Annotated in this window: 14 protein-coding genes; 6 read left to right on the forward strand and 8 right to left on the reverse strand. The window is 69.4% G+C overall.

Annotation, left to right across the window (positions count from 1 at the left end):
• Positions 1–211 precede the first annotated feature (211 nt).
• The 5 genes from OG787_RS13100 to OG787_RS13120 are packed head-to-tail and all read left to right on the forward strand — an operon-like array spanning position 212 to position 4,437.
• Positions 212–766, forward strand: coding sequence for an RNA polymerase sigma factor (locus OG787_RS13100; RefSeq protein ID WP_405535296.1), 555 nt, complete (start codon positions 212–214; stop codon positions 764–766).
• Positions 763–1,602: a zf-HC2 domain-containing protein gene (locus OG787_RS13105; RefSeq protein ID WP_405535297.1), complete on the forward strand. Its 840-nt coding sequence runs from the start codon at positions 763–765 to the stop codon at positions 1,600–1,602. Before OG787_RS13100 ends, OG787_RS13105 begins: the two co-directional genes overlap by 4 nt.
• Positions 1,599–2,444, forward strand: a complete 846-nt coding sequence (locus tag OG787_RS13110) for an ABC transporter ATP-binding protein (RefSeq protein WP_405535298.1) — start codon at positions 1,599–1,601, stop codon at positions 2,442–2,444. Before OG787_RS13105 ends, OG787_RS13110 begins: the two co-directional genes overlap by 4 nt.
• Positions 2,441–3,832 (forward strand): hypothetical protein, encoded by a 1,392-nt coding sequence (locus tag OG787_RS13115; protein ID WP_405535300.1) that lies wholly within the window; start codon positions 2,441–2,443, stop codon positions 3,830–3,832. The genes OG787_RS13110 and OG787_RS13115 overlap by 4 nt, the downstream gene beginning before the upstream one ends.
• 26 nt (positions 3,833–3,858) lie before the next feature.
• Entirely contained in the window at positions 3,859–4,437 is a 579-nt protein-coding gene (locus OG787_RS13120; protein ID WP_369032499.1) for a hypothetical protein, read from the forward strand.
• Between the two features lie 281 nt (positions 4,438–4,718).
• Here the strand turns inward: OG787_RS13120 and OG787_RS13125 are convergent, their stop codons facing one another.
• Positions 4,719–5,579: a thioesterase family protein gene (locus tag OG787_RS13125; RefSeq protein ID WP_369032401.1), complete on the reverse strand. Its 861-nt coding sequence runs from the start codon at positions 5,577–5,579 to the stop codon at positions 4,719–4,721.
• 156 nt (positions 5,580–5,735) lie between these two features.
• On the opposite strand from OG787_RS13125, the gene OG787_RS13130 reads away from it, so the two are divergent.
• The gene (locus tag OG787_RS13130) at positions 5,736–6,989 is read left to right on the forward strand and encodes an alpha/beta hydrolase (RefSeq protein WP_369032402.1); all 1,254 of its coding nucleotides are present in this window, start codon (positions 5,736–5,738) and stop codon (positions 6,987–6,989) included.
• Here OG787_RS13130 and OG787_RS13135 read toward each other — a convergent pair.
• The 7 genes from OG787_RS13135 to OG787_RS13165 form a co-directional block, all read right to left on the reverse strand.
• Positions 6,895–7,554, reverse strand: a complete 660-nt coding sequence (locus tag OG787_RS13135; RefSeq protein ID WP_235474678.1) for a trimeric intracellular cation channel family protein — start codon at positions 7,552–7,554, stop codon at positions 6,895–6,897. The two genes, OG787_RS13130 and OG787_RS13135, sit on opposite strands and share 95 nt — an antisense overlap.
• A gap of 77 nt (positions 7,555–7,631) precedes the next feature.
• On the reverse strand, positions 7,632–9,023 hold the full coding sequence (locus tag OG787_RS13140; protein WP_405535302.1) for a M1 family metallopeptidase: 1,392 nt from the start codon (positions 9,021–9,023) through the stop codon (positions 7,632–7,634).
• A 102-nt stretch (positions 9,024–9,125) separates the two neighbouring features.
• Positions 9,126–10,301, reverse strand: coding sequence for an ABC transporter ATP-binding protein (locus tag OG787_RS13145; protein WP_369032404.1), 1,176 nt, complete (start codon positions 10,299–10,301; stop codon positions 9,126–9,128).
• Entirely contained in the window at positions 10,298–11,389 is a 1,092-nt protein-coding gene (locus OG787_RS13150) for an ABC transporter ATP-binding protein (RefSeq protein WP_369032405.1), read from the reverse strand. Before OG787_RS13150 ends, OG787_RS13145 begins: the two co-directional genes overlap by 4 nt.
• Complete coding sequence (locus OG787_RS13155; RefSeq protein WP_405535304.1) at positions 11,386–12,393, reverse strand: ABC transporter permease; 1,008 nt, start codon at positions 12,391–12,393, stop codon at positions 11,386–11,388. The genes OG787_RS13150 and OG787_RS13155 overlap by 4 nt, the downstream gene beginning before the upstream one ends.
• Before the next feature lie 68 nt (positions 12,394–12,461).
• On the reverse strand, positions 12,462–14,231 hold the full coding sequence (locus OG787_RS13160; protein ID WP_369032407.1) for an ABC transporter substrate-binding protein: 1,770 nt from the start codon (positions 14,229–14,231) through the stop codon (positions 12,462–12,464).
• Between the two features lie 37 nt (positions 14,232–14,268).
• Positions 14,269–15,267, reverse strand: a complete 999-nt coding sequence (locus OG787_RS13165; RefSeq protein WP_369032408.1) for an ABC transporter permease — start codon at positions 15,265–15,267, stop codon at positions 14,269–14,271.
• Positions 15,268–15,580: the final 313 nt, after the last annotated feature.

Consider the following 15,580-nt stretch of genomic DNA (forward strand, 5'->3'; position numbering starts at 1 on the left):
CGCTTCCTTGGGCCCGCCCTGTTCCCTGCCTGTGTGTCAGGCAAAGCGCCCCTATAGGAACGGCTCTGACCTGGCCTTTCTCCTCAACGGTCAAACTACCCGCTGGTACAGGTCCGTGACAGAAGCATGAGAGCGCCGCCCCTGTGTGGCGGGGGTCACGTCCAGGGGAAAACCCGTGGGCCCGCTCGGGCGTCTAGCCGGTGTGAGATCAGTGAGGGCAGCAGCGCCGCATCAGGTGGACGAGGAGCGTCTCGTGCGGCTGGTGGCCAAGGGCGACCGGCGCGCTTTCGAGGAGTTGTACCGGCGTACGTCGCCGTGGCTGGCGGTGCGGTTGCGCCGCCGGTGTGCGGACGAGCAGATCGTCGCCGAGGTCATGCAGGAGACCTACCTGGCGGTGTGGCGCGCGGCGGGTGCGTTCGCGGGGGCCGCGGTCGGTGGGACGGCCGTCGGCTGGCTGTGGACGATCGCGGCGCGTCGGCTGGTCGACGCGTTCCGGCGCCGGGCCCATCACGCGGAGCCGCCACCGGCCGCCGCCGGGCCCGAAGTGGCGCCCGCCGCCGAGGAGTTGGCGCTCGCCGAGACCGTCGGCGGTGATGTCGGGGACGCACTGCGGTGCCTCGCGCCGGAGTTGAGACAGGTGTTGCAGGCCATGGTGCTCGACGGGCTGTCCGTCCGGGAGACCGCGGTCCTGCTCGGGCTGCCCGAGGGCACGGTCAAGACCCGTGCCCGCCGGGCCCGGATCGCGATGCGGAGGGCGCTGGCATGAGTGGGAACAGTGTGGAACACGCGTCGGCGCGGATCATCGAGGGGTACGCGCACGGCGGCACCGGCCTCGCCGCCGACGAAGTGTGGGCCGTGGAGGCCCACTTGGAGACGTGCCGGGAGTGCCGTGACCGGCTCTCCGCCGCCGTCGGCGCCGGGGTGCCCGCCGTGGCGGCGCTGGTCGGCAGCGTGTGGTCCGGTCTCGAACCACAGTTGGCGGCCACCGCCCCGATGCCGCGCGGGCGGCGCTGGTCGGGGCGGCTGTCGCGGTGGATGACGCCCACGATGGTGCCGTGGCTGGCCATGGTCGTGGCCGTGACGCTGCTGGCCCTGCTGCTCGACCTCGGCGACAGCGGCTCGGGTTCCGGCTCCCGTGACGTCTCGCTGGTGCTGCTGCTCGCGCCCGTCCTGCCCGTGCTCGGCGTCGCGGCGTCCTGGTCGCGCGGTCTCGACCCGGCGTACGAACTGACCGCCTCGGTGCCCAGGGCCGGGCTCCAGCTGGTGCTGCGGCGCACCGCGTCCGTGCTCGGCGTGGTCGTGCCCGCGCTCTTGGTGGGCGGGTGGGTGACGGGGGTGATGGTGGCCCAGTGGCTGCTGCCCTGTCTGGCGTTCACGGCGACGACCCTGGCGCTCGGCGGTGTCATCGGGGTGACCCGGGCCGCCGTCGCGCTGGCCGCCGTATGGGCCGCCGTGGTCGTGGCACCGACCCTGGCCGCCGGCCGTACGGCCCTTGTTCTGCGGGCGGACGGTCTGCCCGTGTGGGGGCTGCTCCTCGTCCTCGGCGTAGGTGTCGTGGTCGCCCGCAGGGGCGCGTACTCCGTGCTGGGAGCCCATCGATGACCATCGGAAAGGCAGGACCGACCATGACCTCCGCCGTGAGCACGGCCGACATCGCACCGACCGCCTACGCCTGGGAGATCCTGGCGACCGGGCTGAAGGTCAGGGTCGGCAGGAAACGGATGGCCGTCGACGGCCTCGATCTGTCGCTGGGCACCGGTGTCCACGGTCTCCTCGGTCCCAACGGGGCGGGCAAGACCACCCTCATCCGGACGCTGGCCACCGTGCTGCGCCCCACCGAGGGCACCCTGGAGCTGCTCGGCGAGTCCGTGGGCGGGGTGGCCGGCATGGGCGAGCACCGTGCGCTGCGCCGCCGGATCGGCTATCTGCCGCAGGAGTTCGGCTACTACAAGCGCTTCACCGTGCGCGAGTTCGTCGAGTACATGGCGTGGCTGAAGGAGGTGCCGAAGGCGGAGATCCCCGGGGCGGTGCAGCGTGCCGTGGAGCGCGTGGGCCTCGCGGACCGTGCCGACGAGCGGATGAAGGCGCTGTCGGGCGGCATGGTCCGGCGGGTCGGTATCGCCCAGGCCATCGTCAACGACCCGACGATCCTGCTCCTCGACGAGCCGACGGTCGGCCTGGACCCGGCGCAGCGGCTCCGATTCCGGGAGCTGCTCCAGGAGTTGGGCACGGACACCTGTGTGCTCGTCTCGACGCACCTGGTGGAGGACGTCGCCGCCGCCTGCACCGACGTGGTGGTCTTCGCCGAGGGCCGGCTGGTCTTCCAGGGCCCGCCGGACGAACTGGCCTCGATGGGCGGCCCGGAGCACCCGGGCGACAGCCCCCTGGAGCGCGGCTACTCGGCGCTGCTCCTCAACCCCGAGCAGGTAAGGGGCACTTGGTGAACACCCGTGTGCTGCGTATCGAGTTGAGGCGTTCCGTCGCCCCCTGGGCCGGTCTCGTGGTCCTGACGACCGCGCTGGCGTTCCTGTATCTGCTCGACGGCGCCTGGTGGCGGGGCACCACGGCGTGGACGGCCCAGTGGACGTCGCTGGCCATGTGGACCCGCTCCCTGCTGTTCTACCTGTGGCCGATCGCCGTCGGCCTCGGGGCACTGCAAGGCCTGCGCGACCACCGCTCGAAGATGTCCGAGCTGCTGACGAGCACGCCACGGCCCGCCCGGCACCGCGCGGCCCTGCTGGCGGGCACGACGGCGCTCACACTGGCCTCGGCCTTCGCGCTCCTCGTGGCCGTGGGCGGGGTCCAGGTGCTCGCCCACACCGAGTACACGCACCTCGGCTGGCTGCCGATCTCGCTGATCGGGGCAGGCTTCCTCGTCGCCGGGGCCGTGCTCGGCATGGGCGCCGGGCGGGCCGTGCCCTCCGCGCTCACGCCGCCCGCGCTGGCCATGACCGCGTTCGTGTTCACGGCCCTCATGCACATGTCGCTGGGCCGGACGGACACGCCCACGGCGGACGGGTTCACGACCACGGAGCCGAACCGGATCTCGCTGCTGTCACCGGAGGTGGAAGAGGTACGCGGCGTGCTCGTCACGCTCTCCGCCTCCGTGCACCTCGGGCAGACGGTCTGGCTGCTCGGCATGGCCGCGACCGGTTTCGCGCTGCTGGTCGCCGTCACCCCGCGCGCCCGGCTGACCGCCCTGACGCCCGTCCTGGCGAGCGCGGCGATCGCCCTGCTCGTCCTGCCCTCCGACCCGCGCCGGATGTACGTGGTCGACAAGGCGGCCGCCGAATTGGTGTGCGACGGCCCGGTGTGCGTGACGAAGGCACACCAGGACCGGCTCGCGGGCCTGGCGGGCCCCGGCAAGGAGGCACTTCGCCTGCTGCGCACCGCCCTGGGCGCCGAGGCGCCGGTCTCGGTACGGGAGAACACCGCCGTACTGCCGCACGGCTCCACGCCGAAGTGGTCCCGTACGACCGTGCTGCTCGACTTCGACGACGACCTCGTCACCGCCGCGAAGGGCGAGGAGCTGCCCCGGGCGCTGGTCGCCAAGGGCATGGTGCCGGGGTGCTCCCCCGTCGGCTGGAGCAGCGTAGGGGGAGACGACATCGCGCAGACCGTCGCGGCGGGCTGGGTCCTCGGGGGCCTCGAGCGGATCGACGGCACCGACTCCTTCTCGGGCGACCCGCTCGTCGAGAGCCGCCCGGTGTGGAAGAAGCTGATGGCGATGCCACGGGCCGAACAGCTCGCACGGATCAACGCGATGCGCGCCGCCGCGCTGTCCTGCAAGGCCGACGCGTTCGAGGTGCTGTCCGGCGGGGCGTCCCGATGAGAGGGGTGACGACGGGACGGCTGCCGGTGAGATGGCTGACGCTGTACGCGCGTTCGCGGCAGGTACCCGCATCGCTGACCGCCGTGCTGATCAGCGCGGTGTCGGTGTGGGCGCTCGCGGGGGACGGGGGCGAGGGCCCCGGTGATCCCCGGCCTGTCGTGCTCGTCCTCGCCACGGGGGCGATGGCGGCCTCGATCGGACTCGGCGGCCAGGACCTGGCGCTGGACCGTACGGCCGCGATTCGCTGGGCGCCCCGGAGAGCGGCGCACGTACTGCTCGCCGGCGCGGTCGTCGCCGCGACGCTCCTGGCCGTACAGGGGATGGGCGGCGGGGAGACGGCCACGACCGCGTTCGTCGTCCGGGACAGCGCGGGCCTGATGGGCCTGGCAGCCCTGGGCACGGCACTTGCGGGCGCCCAGTACGCCTGGACGCTACCGTTCGCCTGGCTCTCGCTCGCGTTCGTCGCCCCACCCCCGACGAGCACGCCGACACAGGTGGCGACCTGGATGCTGCTGCCCTCCGGCACGGCGACGGCCACCTGGACGGCCTTGGCCCTCACGGTCGCGGGCACGACGGCCTACGCGATCGCGGGCCCAAGACGCTGACCGAACCGGGCCACCGAACCGGCGCCGACAAGCGGGCGCCGGTCCCCCGCTGGACGACTCTGCCCCTCACGGTCGCCGGCACCACGGCCTACGCGGTCGCGGGCCCAAGACCATAACCGGCCGACGCCACCGACCCCACGACCGGCGCAACCCGGCCCGACGCAGCCCGACCGGCGCCGGCAAGCGAGCGCCGGTCATCCACCCGCGCACCTCACCCGAGCCGCAACCTCCCCCGAGGAATACGCTCACCCGAGCCGCACGCCCCGCCCGAGGCCCACACCTCACCCCAGCCGCACGCTCGCCAACTGCCGTGACTGCGCGACCAGTCGGTCCGTGCTGTCCCAGACCTCCGCGTCCTCCTCCAGGAAGCCGCCTGCCAGGTTGCGGGTCGTTATCGCGATCCGCAGTGGGCCCGGGGCGGGGCGGCAGCGTACGTGCACGGTCAGTTCGACCGTCGGGACCCAGCCGGAGAGGCCGATCTCGAAGGCGGTCGGCGGCAGCGCGTCGACGGCGAGGAGCAGCGAGAGCGGGTCGGCGTCGCGGCCGTCGGCGAGTCCGAACCAGGACCGCATCTCGCCCTTGCCGGAGGGCGCGCCGACCGCCCAGCCGAGGGTGGACGGGTCGAGCTTGAGGAACAGCCGGTCGGCGATGGCGGAGCGGCCGGCGACCCGGTCGGGCGCGTCCTGCGGGCCGAAGCACTGGTCCATGGGCGGTATCGCGGGCGGCTCGGCGGTCGTCCGGACGTCGTCGGGAAGGGCGTCCAGGTCGCCGTAGGAGGCGAGGACACGGATCCGCTCGACCTCCTTGCCCTCCTCGTCCTGCTGGAAGAGCGAGGCCTGGCCGGTCGACAGTCTGCGGCCGGTGCGGATCACGTCCGTGCGGACGACGGCCGGACCGGGGCGGGACGCGGTCAGATAGTGCGCCGAGATGCTGAAGGGGTCGGCGTGCGGAAGGGCGTCCGCGAGGGCGCGGCCCAGGACGGCCAGCAGATAGCCGCCGTTGAGGGCGTTCTGGATGGTCCAGCCGACGTTGAGGTCGATGTCGTAGACGCCGGTCTCGCGGCGGGTGACGGCGGTGTCGCGGTCGAACTCGCTGTCGCCGATGGTGGCCCGCGCGGCCTGGGCGGAAGCTGCTTCTGGCATGCGTGAACGGTACAACAGAGAAATACTAAGCGGTAGCTTTTGACGTCGCCCCCCTCATGCTCCTCGCCGCCCACACTTGGTAAGTGTCCGGAATGTCTTGGGTAAGGGTTTCCGCGCAGCCGTGACCCGACCGGCCCGATCACCCTCCTCCCAGACATGAGCCTCACCGGTACGCCGTTCCTCATCACGACGATCGCCCTCGCCGCCGTCGCCGTACTGCTGCCCCTCGCCCTCTGGTCCCGGGTGCGCGGGCCCGCGCCGGTACGCGGCGCCGCCCGGCTGCTGATGGTGCTGTTCGCCCAGGCCACGGCGGTCACCCTGGTCTTCCTGCTGGTGAACAACTCCAACAACCTGTACGACAACTGGGGCGACCTCCTCGGCACGGGCGACCACGTCCAGGCCGCCGCGAACCTCGGCGCCGACGGCACCGGCGGTATCTCCCTGCGCGACCTGCCGAAGGTGAAGCAGACGTTCCGAGAGGCCAACGGGCCCGGCATGCACGCGGCCGGCGGCGTCCAGGTCACCGACCTCAAGGGCCAGGTCTCGGGCGTCGACGCCGAGGTCTACGTCTGGCTGCCCCCGCAGTACCACGAGGCCGCCTACCGGCACCGCAAGTTCCCGGTCGTGGAGCTGCTGCCGGGCTACCCGGGCTCGGCGAAGTCCTGGTTCGGCTCGCTGCACGCGCCCCAGCAGCTGCTGCCGCTGATGAAGAACGGCCAGGTCACGCCCTTCATCCTGGTGTCGCCGCGTACGACTCTCATCGCCGACGCGGACACGGGCTGCGCCAACATTCCGGGCCGGGTCAACGCGGACACCTGGCTCAGTGTCGACGTACCGAAGATGGTCACGGACAACTTCCGTGCCGAGGGCGGGCCGGGCGGCTGGGCGGTGGCCGGGTACTCGGCCGGGGCGCACTGCGCGGCGAAGCTCGCGGTCGCGCACCCCGACCGCTACCGGGCCGGGGTGTCGATGTCCGGCTACAACGACCCGATCGGCGAACCCCTGTCCCTGGCCGCGCAGACCCCGCAGCTGCGGGCCGCCAACAACCCGTATCTGATCCTCAAGCACGACCGCGTCGCACCCGCGATCGCGCTCTACGTCTCCGGCGAGTCCGGCGACGGCTACGAGGCCGGCATGGCCCTCCAGCGGGTGGCGAAGTCACCGACGACGGTGGACGTGGTCTATCTGCCGCGCAGCGCGGGCGGCCACAACATGGCGCTGTGGCGGCCCCAGATCACCACGGTGTTCCGCTGGCTCACACAGCAGTTCGACGCGGGCGGTCACAAAACGATCGGCTCCACGTCCTCGGGGCGGACTACTCGCCCTCGGTCGCCGTCGACCGCCGGTTCCACGCGCGCGGCGCTCGCCAGTGGAACCGCATCGCGAGCAGCCGCAGTACGAAAGCCGTGACGACCGCAAGCCCGCTGGTGAGTGAGGTGAGCGCGTCGTAGCGGATGCACAGGACGGTCAGCGCGGAGCCGACGATCGCCGGGACCGCGTACAGATCCCGGTCCCAGCGCAGCAGCGAGGGCACCTCGTTGGCGAGAACGTCACGCAGCACTCCGCCACCCACGGCGGTCGCGAGACCGAGGGCGGCGGAGGCGGTGAGGCCCAGACCGTAGTCGTACGCCTTCACCGTGCCCGTGACACAGAACAGCCCGAGCCCCGCCGCGTCGAACACGTTGACGCCGACCTGGATGCGCTCCACCTCCGGATGGAGGAAGAACACGAGCAGGGCGGCGAGCAGCGGGGTCAGGAAGTACCCGAGATCCGTGAACGCGGCCGGCGGCACGGCCCCGATGACGACATCCCGCAGCAGCCCGCCGCCCAGCGCGGTGACCTCGGCGAGTACGGCGATCCCGAAGACGTCGAAGTTCTTGCGTACGGCGAGCAGGGCGCCCGAGATCGCGAAGACGAAGATGCCGACGAGGTCGAGGGTGTGCTGGACGGACGGGCTGAAGAGCTGCTGGATCACCCCCATATTCTCGCCCAGAAACGAGCGTGTGCCTTACAAAGCAAGGTGAGACGTGCGCGACCTCTTGGATGACAGGCCTAGATGACTGGCTTGCCGGTCGTGAACAGCCAGGTCTGGAAGAGGTCGTCCAGCTGCTGCCCACTGATCTTCTCCGCGAGCCGGACGAAGTCGTCGGTGTTCGCGTTGCCGTACCGGTGGAGCTTCGTCCAGGTCGGCAGGAGCTTGAAGAAGGCCGCGTCGCCGATGCGCTCGCGGAGCACCTGGAGGGTCATCGCGCCGCGCTGGTAGACGGCCGAGGCGAACATGGTGTCGCGCTGCGGGTCACCGACGACGGTCTGCCAGAAGGCGTTGTCGGCGGGGCGGGCGTTGTACCCGGCCAGGAAGGAGTCGTGCGCCGAGCGGGTGCCCTTGTACTCGGCCCACAGCCACTGAGAGTAGGTCGCGAAGCCCTCGTTGAGCCAGATGTCCTTCCAGCGCTCCGTCGACACGGAGTCGCCGAACCACTGGTGGGCCAGCTCGTGCACGATGGTCGTCTCGTTGCGCACGGCCGAGTAGACCGGTTTGGTCTGTGTCTCCAGCGAGAACCCGGCCGCCGGCATGTCGTCGACGATCGCCCCGGTCTCCTCGAACGGATACGGCCCGAAGACCTTCGACCAGTAGTCGGTGGCCTCGGCGGTCACCGCGTACACGTCGACGTTGTTGCTGTTGGCGAGCACCGGGTCGATGGCGACGTAGATCGGCGTCCCGCCGGGCGTGACACCGGTCCTCACGTCGAACTTCCCGATGGTGGCGGTGGCGAGGTAGGTCGCCATCTGCTTCTTCTCGCGCCAGTGGGTGTACGTCGAGCCGCCCTTGTCGTACGTCGACACCAGCCGGCCGTTGGAGACGGCGGTGAGCCCCTTCGGCGCCTTGATCCGGATGTCGAAGGCGGCCTTGTCGGAGGGGTGGTCGCTGGACGGGAACCAGGTGGAGGCGGCGTTGGGTTCGCAGGCGACGAAGACGCCGTCGGTGGTCTTCATCCAGCCGTACTGGGAGCCGAAGACGATGGGCCCGCCGAGCGGTTCGGGTACGCCGCCGTAGGTGACGGCGACCTTGAACTCCCGGCCCTTGGACAGGGAGCCACGGGGCGTGATGCGGATCTCGTCGCCCTCGCGCGTGAACTGGGCGCGTCTGCCGTTCACCTCGACCTTCGTGACCTCGAGTTTCTGGAGGTCCAGGTCGAAGGACGAGAGGTTCTGGGTGGCGCGGGCGGTGAGGGTCGTACGGCCGTCGAGGCGGTCGGTGTCCGGGTCGTACGCGAGGTCGAGGGCGTAGTGGCGGGCGTCGTAGCCGCCGTTGCCGAGTTGGGGGAAGTAGGAGTCGCCGACGCCGTCGGCACCCGGCCCCGGGCCGGAGGAGGCGGCGATGACGAAGAAAGAGGCCGCCGCGGTGGCGACGGCCCCTAAACGTGCCGAACGGGAGAGTGCCATGAGTCGTCCCTTTCGAGCGTGTAACGGTCGGATAGGACCTACACGTACGACTCTGCGCTCTCCCGTTCGAACATGTGCATGACTTTGCCAACTCGTCATGCCCTACTTGTCTGTTGACTCCTGGGGGGCGTCTTCCGGTTCGGTCTTCGGCTGCGGGTCCGTGGGGGTTGATCGCGCAGTTCCCCGCGCCCCTAGGTGGGCCTCCTTGGCCGCGTCCAGCAGCACCGTGTCCTGGGGGGCCTGGTCTTCCGCGTTCTCCGGGTGGTGGCACGCCACCTGCTGGCCCGGCTTCAGCTCCAGGAGGAGAGGCTCGGTCGTTTTGCAGATCTCCGTCGCCTTCCAGCAGCGGGTGTGGAAGCGGCAGCCGCTGGGGGGTGCGATCGGGGACGGGACGTCGCCCTTGAGGAGGATGCGGTCGCTCTTGGTGCCCCGGCGCTTGGGGTCGGGGACCGGGACCGCCGACATCAGGGCCTTGGTGTACGGGTGCATCGGCGCCTCGTACAGGGAGGCTTTGTCGGCGAGTTCGACGATCTTGCCGAGGTACATCACCGCGATGCGGTCCGAGACATGGCGTACGACGGACAGGTCGTGCGCGATGATCACGTACGTCAGGCCGAGTTCCTGCTGGAGGTCGTCCATCAGGTTCACGACCTGCGCCTGGATCGACACGTCCAGCGCGGACACCGGCTCGTCGGCCACGACCAGCTTCGGCTTCAGGGCGAGCGCGCGGGCGATGCCGATGCGCTGGCGCTGGCCGCCGGAGAACTCGTGCGGGTAGCGGTTGAAGTGCTCGGGGCTCAGGCCCACCAGCTCAAGCAGTCGCTGGACCTCCTTCTTCACCCCGCCCTCGGGCTCCACGCCCTGGAGCCGGAAGGGCGCCGAGACGATCGAGCCGATGGTGTGGCGCGGGTTCAGCGAGCCGTACGGGTCCTGGAAGATCATCTGGATGTCCCGCCGCAGCGGACGCATCCCGGCCGAGTTCAGCCGGGTGATGTCCTGGCCCTCGAAGTGGATCGAGCCGGCGGTCGGTTCCTGGAGCCGGGTGATGACCCGGCCCATGGTCGACTTGCCGCAGCCCGACTCGCCGACGACGCCGAGGGTCTCGCCCTTGCGCACCTCGAAGTCGATGCCGTCGACGGCCTTCACCGCGGCGACCTGCCGCTGAAGGATCCCCTTCTTGATGGGGAAGTGCTTGACCAGGCCCTCGACCTTGAGCAGCACCTCGCGCTCGTCGGCCGCTTTCGCCGACCCCTGCTCCAGTTTCTCGGTATCGCTCACAGCTTCGGCGCAATCTCTTCGGTCCAGATCCGCGTACGGTCCTCCTGCGAGAGGTGGCAGGCGGAGAAGTGCCCGCCCTCGACCTGCTGGAGCTCCGGGCGCACGGTACGGGTGACGTCGCCCTTGGGGATGTCCGCGTACGGGCAGCGGGGGTGGAAGGCGCAGCCCGAGGGGACGTTGATGAGGCTCGGCGGCTGGCCCTTGACGGGGATGAGCCGGTCGGAGGTCTCGCGGTCGATGCGCGGCATGGAACCGAGCAGACCCCAGGTGTACGGGTGCTGCGGCTGCTCGAAGATCTCGTCGACCGGACCCCGCTCCACGCACCGGCCGCCGTACATCACCAGGACCTCGTCGGCGATCTCGGCGACCACGCCGAGGTCATGGGTGATGAGGACGACCGCGGAGCCGAACTCCTTCTGGAGGTCGCGGATCAGGTCGAGGATCTGCGCCTGGACGGTCACGTCGAGGGCGGTCGTCGGCTCGTCCGCGATGAGCAGCTCGGGGTTGTTGACCAGCGCCATCGCGATCATCGCGCGCTGGCGCATACCGCCGGAGAACTCGTGCGGGTAGCTGTCGACGCGCTTGCCGGGCTCGGGGATGCCGACCCGGTCGAGCATCTCGATCGCCCGGGTGCGGGCGACCTTCTTGCTGACGTCGTGGTGGACGCGGTACGCCTCCACGATCTGGTTGCCGATCTTGTAGTACGGGTGCATCGCGGACAGCGGATCCTGGAAGATCATCGCCATCTCGCGGCCCCGCAGCCTGCGCACCTCGTCCGGGTCGGCGCCGACGAGTTCCTTGCCGTCGAGCCAGATCTCACCGCTCATCCGCACGTTCTTGCCGCGTGCGCCGAGCCGGTGCAGACCCATGATGGCCAGCGAGGTGACGGACTTGCCCGAGCCGGACTCGCCGACTATGGAGAGAGTCTTGCCCTTCTCCAGCTGGAAGCTGAGTCCGTCGACGGACTTGACCAGGCCGTCGTCGGTCGGGAAGTGCACCTTGAGGTCACGGACTTCTAGGAATGCGCCGGGCGCGTTCGAGGGCGAGGGCTCGCCCACCGCGGCGCCGGTCTTGGACAGTTCGGTCACGAGAGCCTCACCCGCGGGTCGGCGGCCGCGTAGAGCAGGTCCACCAGAAGATTGGCGACAACGACGAAGAGGGCGGCGAGCAGAGTGACACCGAGGATCTTGGGCAGGTCGTTGTCGGTGATGCCCTGTACCGCGTACTGGCCGATGCCGGGCAACGAGAACACGCTCTCGGTGATCACGGCTCCGCCGAGCAGCAGACCGAGGTCCATGCCGAAGATGGTGATGATCGGCGTCAGCGCGGCCCGCAGCCCGTGCCGCACCACGACCTTGCGCTCACGCAGGCCCTTGGCGCGTGCCGTACGGATGTAGTCCTCGTTCATCGTCTCCAGCATGCCCGAGCGGGTGAGCCGCGCGTAGATGGCGGAGTACAGGAGGGCGAGCGAACACCACGCCGGGAAGAGCGTGTTGGCCCACTGCGCGGGGTTCTCGGTGAAGGGGACGTACGTGCGGCCGAAGATCGGCCACTGGAAGGTGAAGAGCAGCAGCGCGAGGTTGCCCGTGAAGAACATGGGCAGCGAGACGCCGGCGAGGGCGATGCCCATGAAGGTGCGGTCGAGGAACGAGCGCGGCTTGAGCGCGGAGACCACACCGGCCGTGACACCGGACACCAGCCAGAGCACGGCGGCACCGGCGGCCAGCGAGACCGTCACCGGAATGCGGGAGGTCAGCTCCGGCCAGACCGCCTGGTGGGTCTTGAAGGAGTAGCCGAAACAGGGCGCGTCGCAGTGCGCCGTGGTGGGGCCGAGGTCATAGGTGGCGCCGACCACGATCCCCTTGATGAAGTCCCAGAACTGGCGGTAGAGGGGCTGGTCCAGTCCGAGGTTGTGCTTGACCGCGGCGATGTCGGCCGACGACGGGTTCTTCCCGATGTACTGCTGGGCCAGTGAGTCGGCGGTCTGACCGGCGAACCGTGGCAGTACGAAGAAAATGGCGAAGGTGACCGCGGTGACGACCAGCAGCAGGATCACTGCCGCGGCCATCCGGCGGAGGATGTACGAGATCACGGGACCGGCGCTGGTGCCCGCGGGCTGCTGAGCCCGCGGGCACCAATGCCTTCACCTGCCTTCCGGGGCTACTTCTTGGTCGTGCCGATGTTGAGGTAGTCGTACTGACCGCTGAAGGCCGACGTGGAGACCAGGTTGGTGAAGCCGGCCGGACGGTACAGCAGGACCTTGAAGTAGGTCAGCGGAACGAGGGCCGCCTCCTCCATGACCTTCTTGTCGACCTCGGTGTACATGGCGTCACGCGCGGCCTTGTCCTCCGTGCCGATCGCCTTCTCCAGCGTCGTGTTGACGTCGGCGTTGTCGAGCTGCGACAGGTTGGTGTTGCCGGACGCGCCGATCGCGTCACCGTGCAGGATCTGCTGGAGGAAGCCGTAGCCGGACGGCCAGTCGGCACCCCACTGCATCATCATCAGACCGATGTTGTTCTTCTTGTCGAACTCGGGGACACCCGCGTTGTCGGTGAAGTACTTGCCCGACGGGTACTGCTTCAGGCTGGCGTTGATGCCGGCGGCCTTCAGCGAGTTGATGATCGCGGTGGCCGCGTCGATCTCCGCCGGACGGTCGCTGCGCGCGGAGATGTTCGTGGTGATCGACGTCTTACCGCAGGCCGTCAGCTGCTCCTTGGCCTTGGCCACGTCGCCCTTGCTGCCGGTGGAGGCGTAGATGTCCGACTTCTCGTAGCCCGGGATGTCCGGCGGAAGGACGGTGCTGGCGATGTCACCACGGATCGGGCCGCCCTCGGCGGTCTGTACCGAGACCTTGTCGATCGCGTACTCGACGGCCTTGCGGCAGGCGACGTTGTCGAACGGCGCGAGCTTGGTGTTGATCGCCATGTAGACGAGACGGCCACCGTAGGCGTTGTCGGTGTTGGCCTTCAGGTCGGCGGAGTTGACGACCTTCGCCTGCGTCGCGGCCTGGACACCCGTACCGCCCAGGTCGATGGCGTTACCGGCCAGGACGTCCTGGTCGATCGTCTCGGCGTTGACCTTCAGCTTGACGACGATCTTGTCCGGGTACTGCTTGCGCAGCGGGTCGGTCGACGCGTCCCAGTTCTTGTTGCGGACGAGGGTGACCTGCTTGCCCTCCTCGTAGCTCTCGAACTGGTACGAGCCCGAGGACACGATGCTCTTGACGTAGTCGACACCGGTGTCCTTGGCCTGCGGCACCGGGGCCGTCTGCGGCGTGGCGACCAGGTAGTCGAACTCCTGGAAGGCGCGGTTGAGCTTGAAGACGACCGTGGTGTCGTCCGGCGTCTCGATGGAGGCCAGGCCCCCGGCGCTCTTGTCCTTGTAGGGACCCTTGTACTTGTCGCCGCCCTCCAGGAACTGCTGGAAGTAGTTCGGGCCGAGGGAGAGCACGTCACGCGCGAAGTTGGAGCGCTCCACGGCGTACTTGACGTCCTTCGACGTGATCGCCGTGCCGTCCTGGTACTTCAGGCCCGAACGCAGCTTGTACGTCCAGGTCTTGCCGCCGTCGCTCGGCACACCCGCGCTCGCGGCGAGGTCCGGGACCAGCTCGTTGCCCTTGTCGCCGGCAGCGGGCTTGAAGGTCATCAGCGGGCGGGCGTACAGCCTGCTGAAGTTGTACATGTACGCGTAGTACGTGTTGCCCGGGTCGAAGGAGTCCGGGACGTCGGAGTACTCGTAGGTGACCGTCCCGCCCTTCTGGGTCGAGGCGTTGACGACGTCCTTGGTCGCTGCGTTGGCCCCAGCTGACTTGGTCTCGTCGTTCGTGTTGTCATCGGCTTTACTGCAACCCGCAAGCAGCAGGCTCACAGTGCCGATGGCCGCAACCGCGGCCAGCGCTGACCTTCGCATGATGGTCTGCTTCCCCTCCATAGTTGGAAACTTGATGGACCCTCGACGCGGCCGCATGTCAGCGGCTGCGCGGGTCGAGAGCGTCACGGAGACCGTCGCCGAGCAGGTTGAACGCCAGCACGGTGACGAAGATCGCGAGGCCGGGCACGATCAGGAACTGCGGATCGACCTCGTAGTAGGTGACCGCCTCGCTGATCATCCCGCCCCAGGACGCCTGCGGGGGCTGGATGCCGACGCCGAGGAAGCTCAGGCTCGCCTCGAAGAGGATGTTGGTCGGGATGAGCAGCGTCGAGTAGACGATGATCGGGCCGACCAGGTTGGGGAGCAGCTCGCGGAAGAGGATGTACGGCCCCTTCGCGCCCATCCCGCGGGAGGCGTCGACGAACTCGCGCTCCCGCAGGGCCAGGGTCTGGCCGCGGACGATGCGCCCGAGGTAGGGCCAGTTGAAGAAACCGATGATGAAGATGAGCACGCTGATGTGCAAGGGGAGACCTTCGAGGCCGAACGCGCCGCCCTGGAGTGTCGCCGAGATGGCGATGGCGAACAGCAGCAGCGGGAAGGCGAGGAAGGTGTCCATCAGTCGGCTGATGACCGTGTCGACCCGGCCGCCGTAGTAGCCGGCGACAACACCGAGGACCGTGCCGATCACGTTGGACAGGATCGTGGCGCCGAACGCGACGACCAGCGAGACCCAGGAGCCCTCCAGGATGCGGGTGGCGATGTCGCGCCCGAACTTCGGCTCGACACCGAGCGGGTGGTCCCAGCTCATACCACCCCAGCCGCCCGTGGGGAGGGAGGTGTTGGGGTCGATCAGGTCCTGGTTGAAGGCGTTGGGGTCGAGGCCGAACAGCGCCTGGATGGGCCGGGAGAGTATCGCGGTCAGCACCAGCAGGATGACGATGACACCGCCGACGACCGCCACCTTGTCCCGCTTGAACCGGGACCAGGCGATCTGCCCCAGGGAACGGCCCTCGATCTGCCCCTTACCGGCACCGACGAGCACAGCCTCCGGCTGTGCCTCGGCTGCCGCTGCGGTGGTCTCGATCGGTGCGGTCACAGTGACCCGACCCCTCTCGCCGGTGGTGACCGGCCTACGCCTGCCGCGTGTCCGCGGCTTGATTCACTTGCTCGCCGGGTACCGGCTGGTCCTGCTTGACAATCTGTGCTGATTAGTCGACTTAACCATGCGCTGTCGGCCACTCGGACCGATGCCCCCATCGTCTGACAGGCGAGTCTTCAGCGATTCGGCGATCACACGGAAGGTCTGTCGGCGAAAGTATGCGCAACCGTGATGCTGTCCTGGGGATTCCGTTATCCGAACAGCGGGTAACGCCCGTCGGACGCGGGGCAGTTGAGACAGAAGGGACATA

It is taken from the genome of Streptomyces sp. NBC_00075, assembly GCF_045041225.1.
GTDB classification, from domain to species: domain Bacteria; phylum Actinomycetota; class Actinomycetes; order Streptomycetales; family Streptomycetaceae; genus Streptomyces; species Streptomyces adonidis.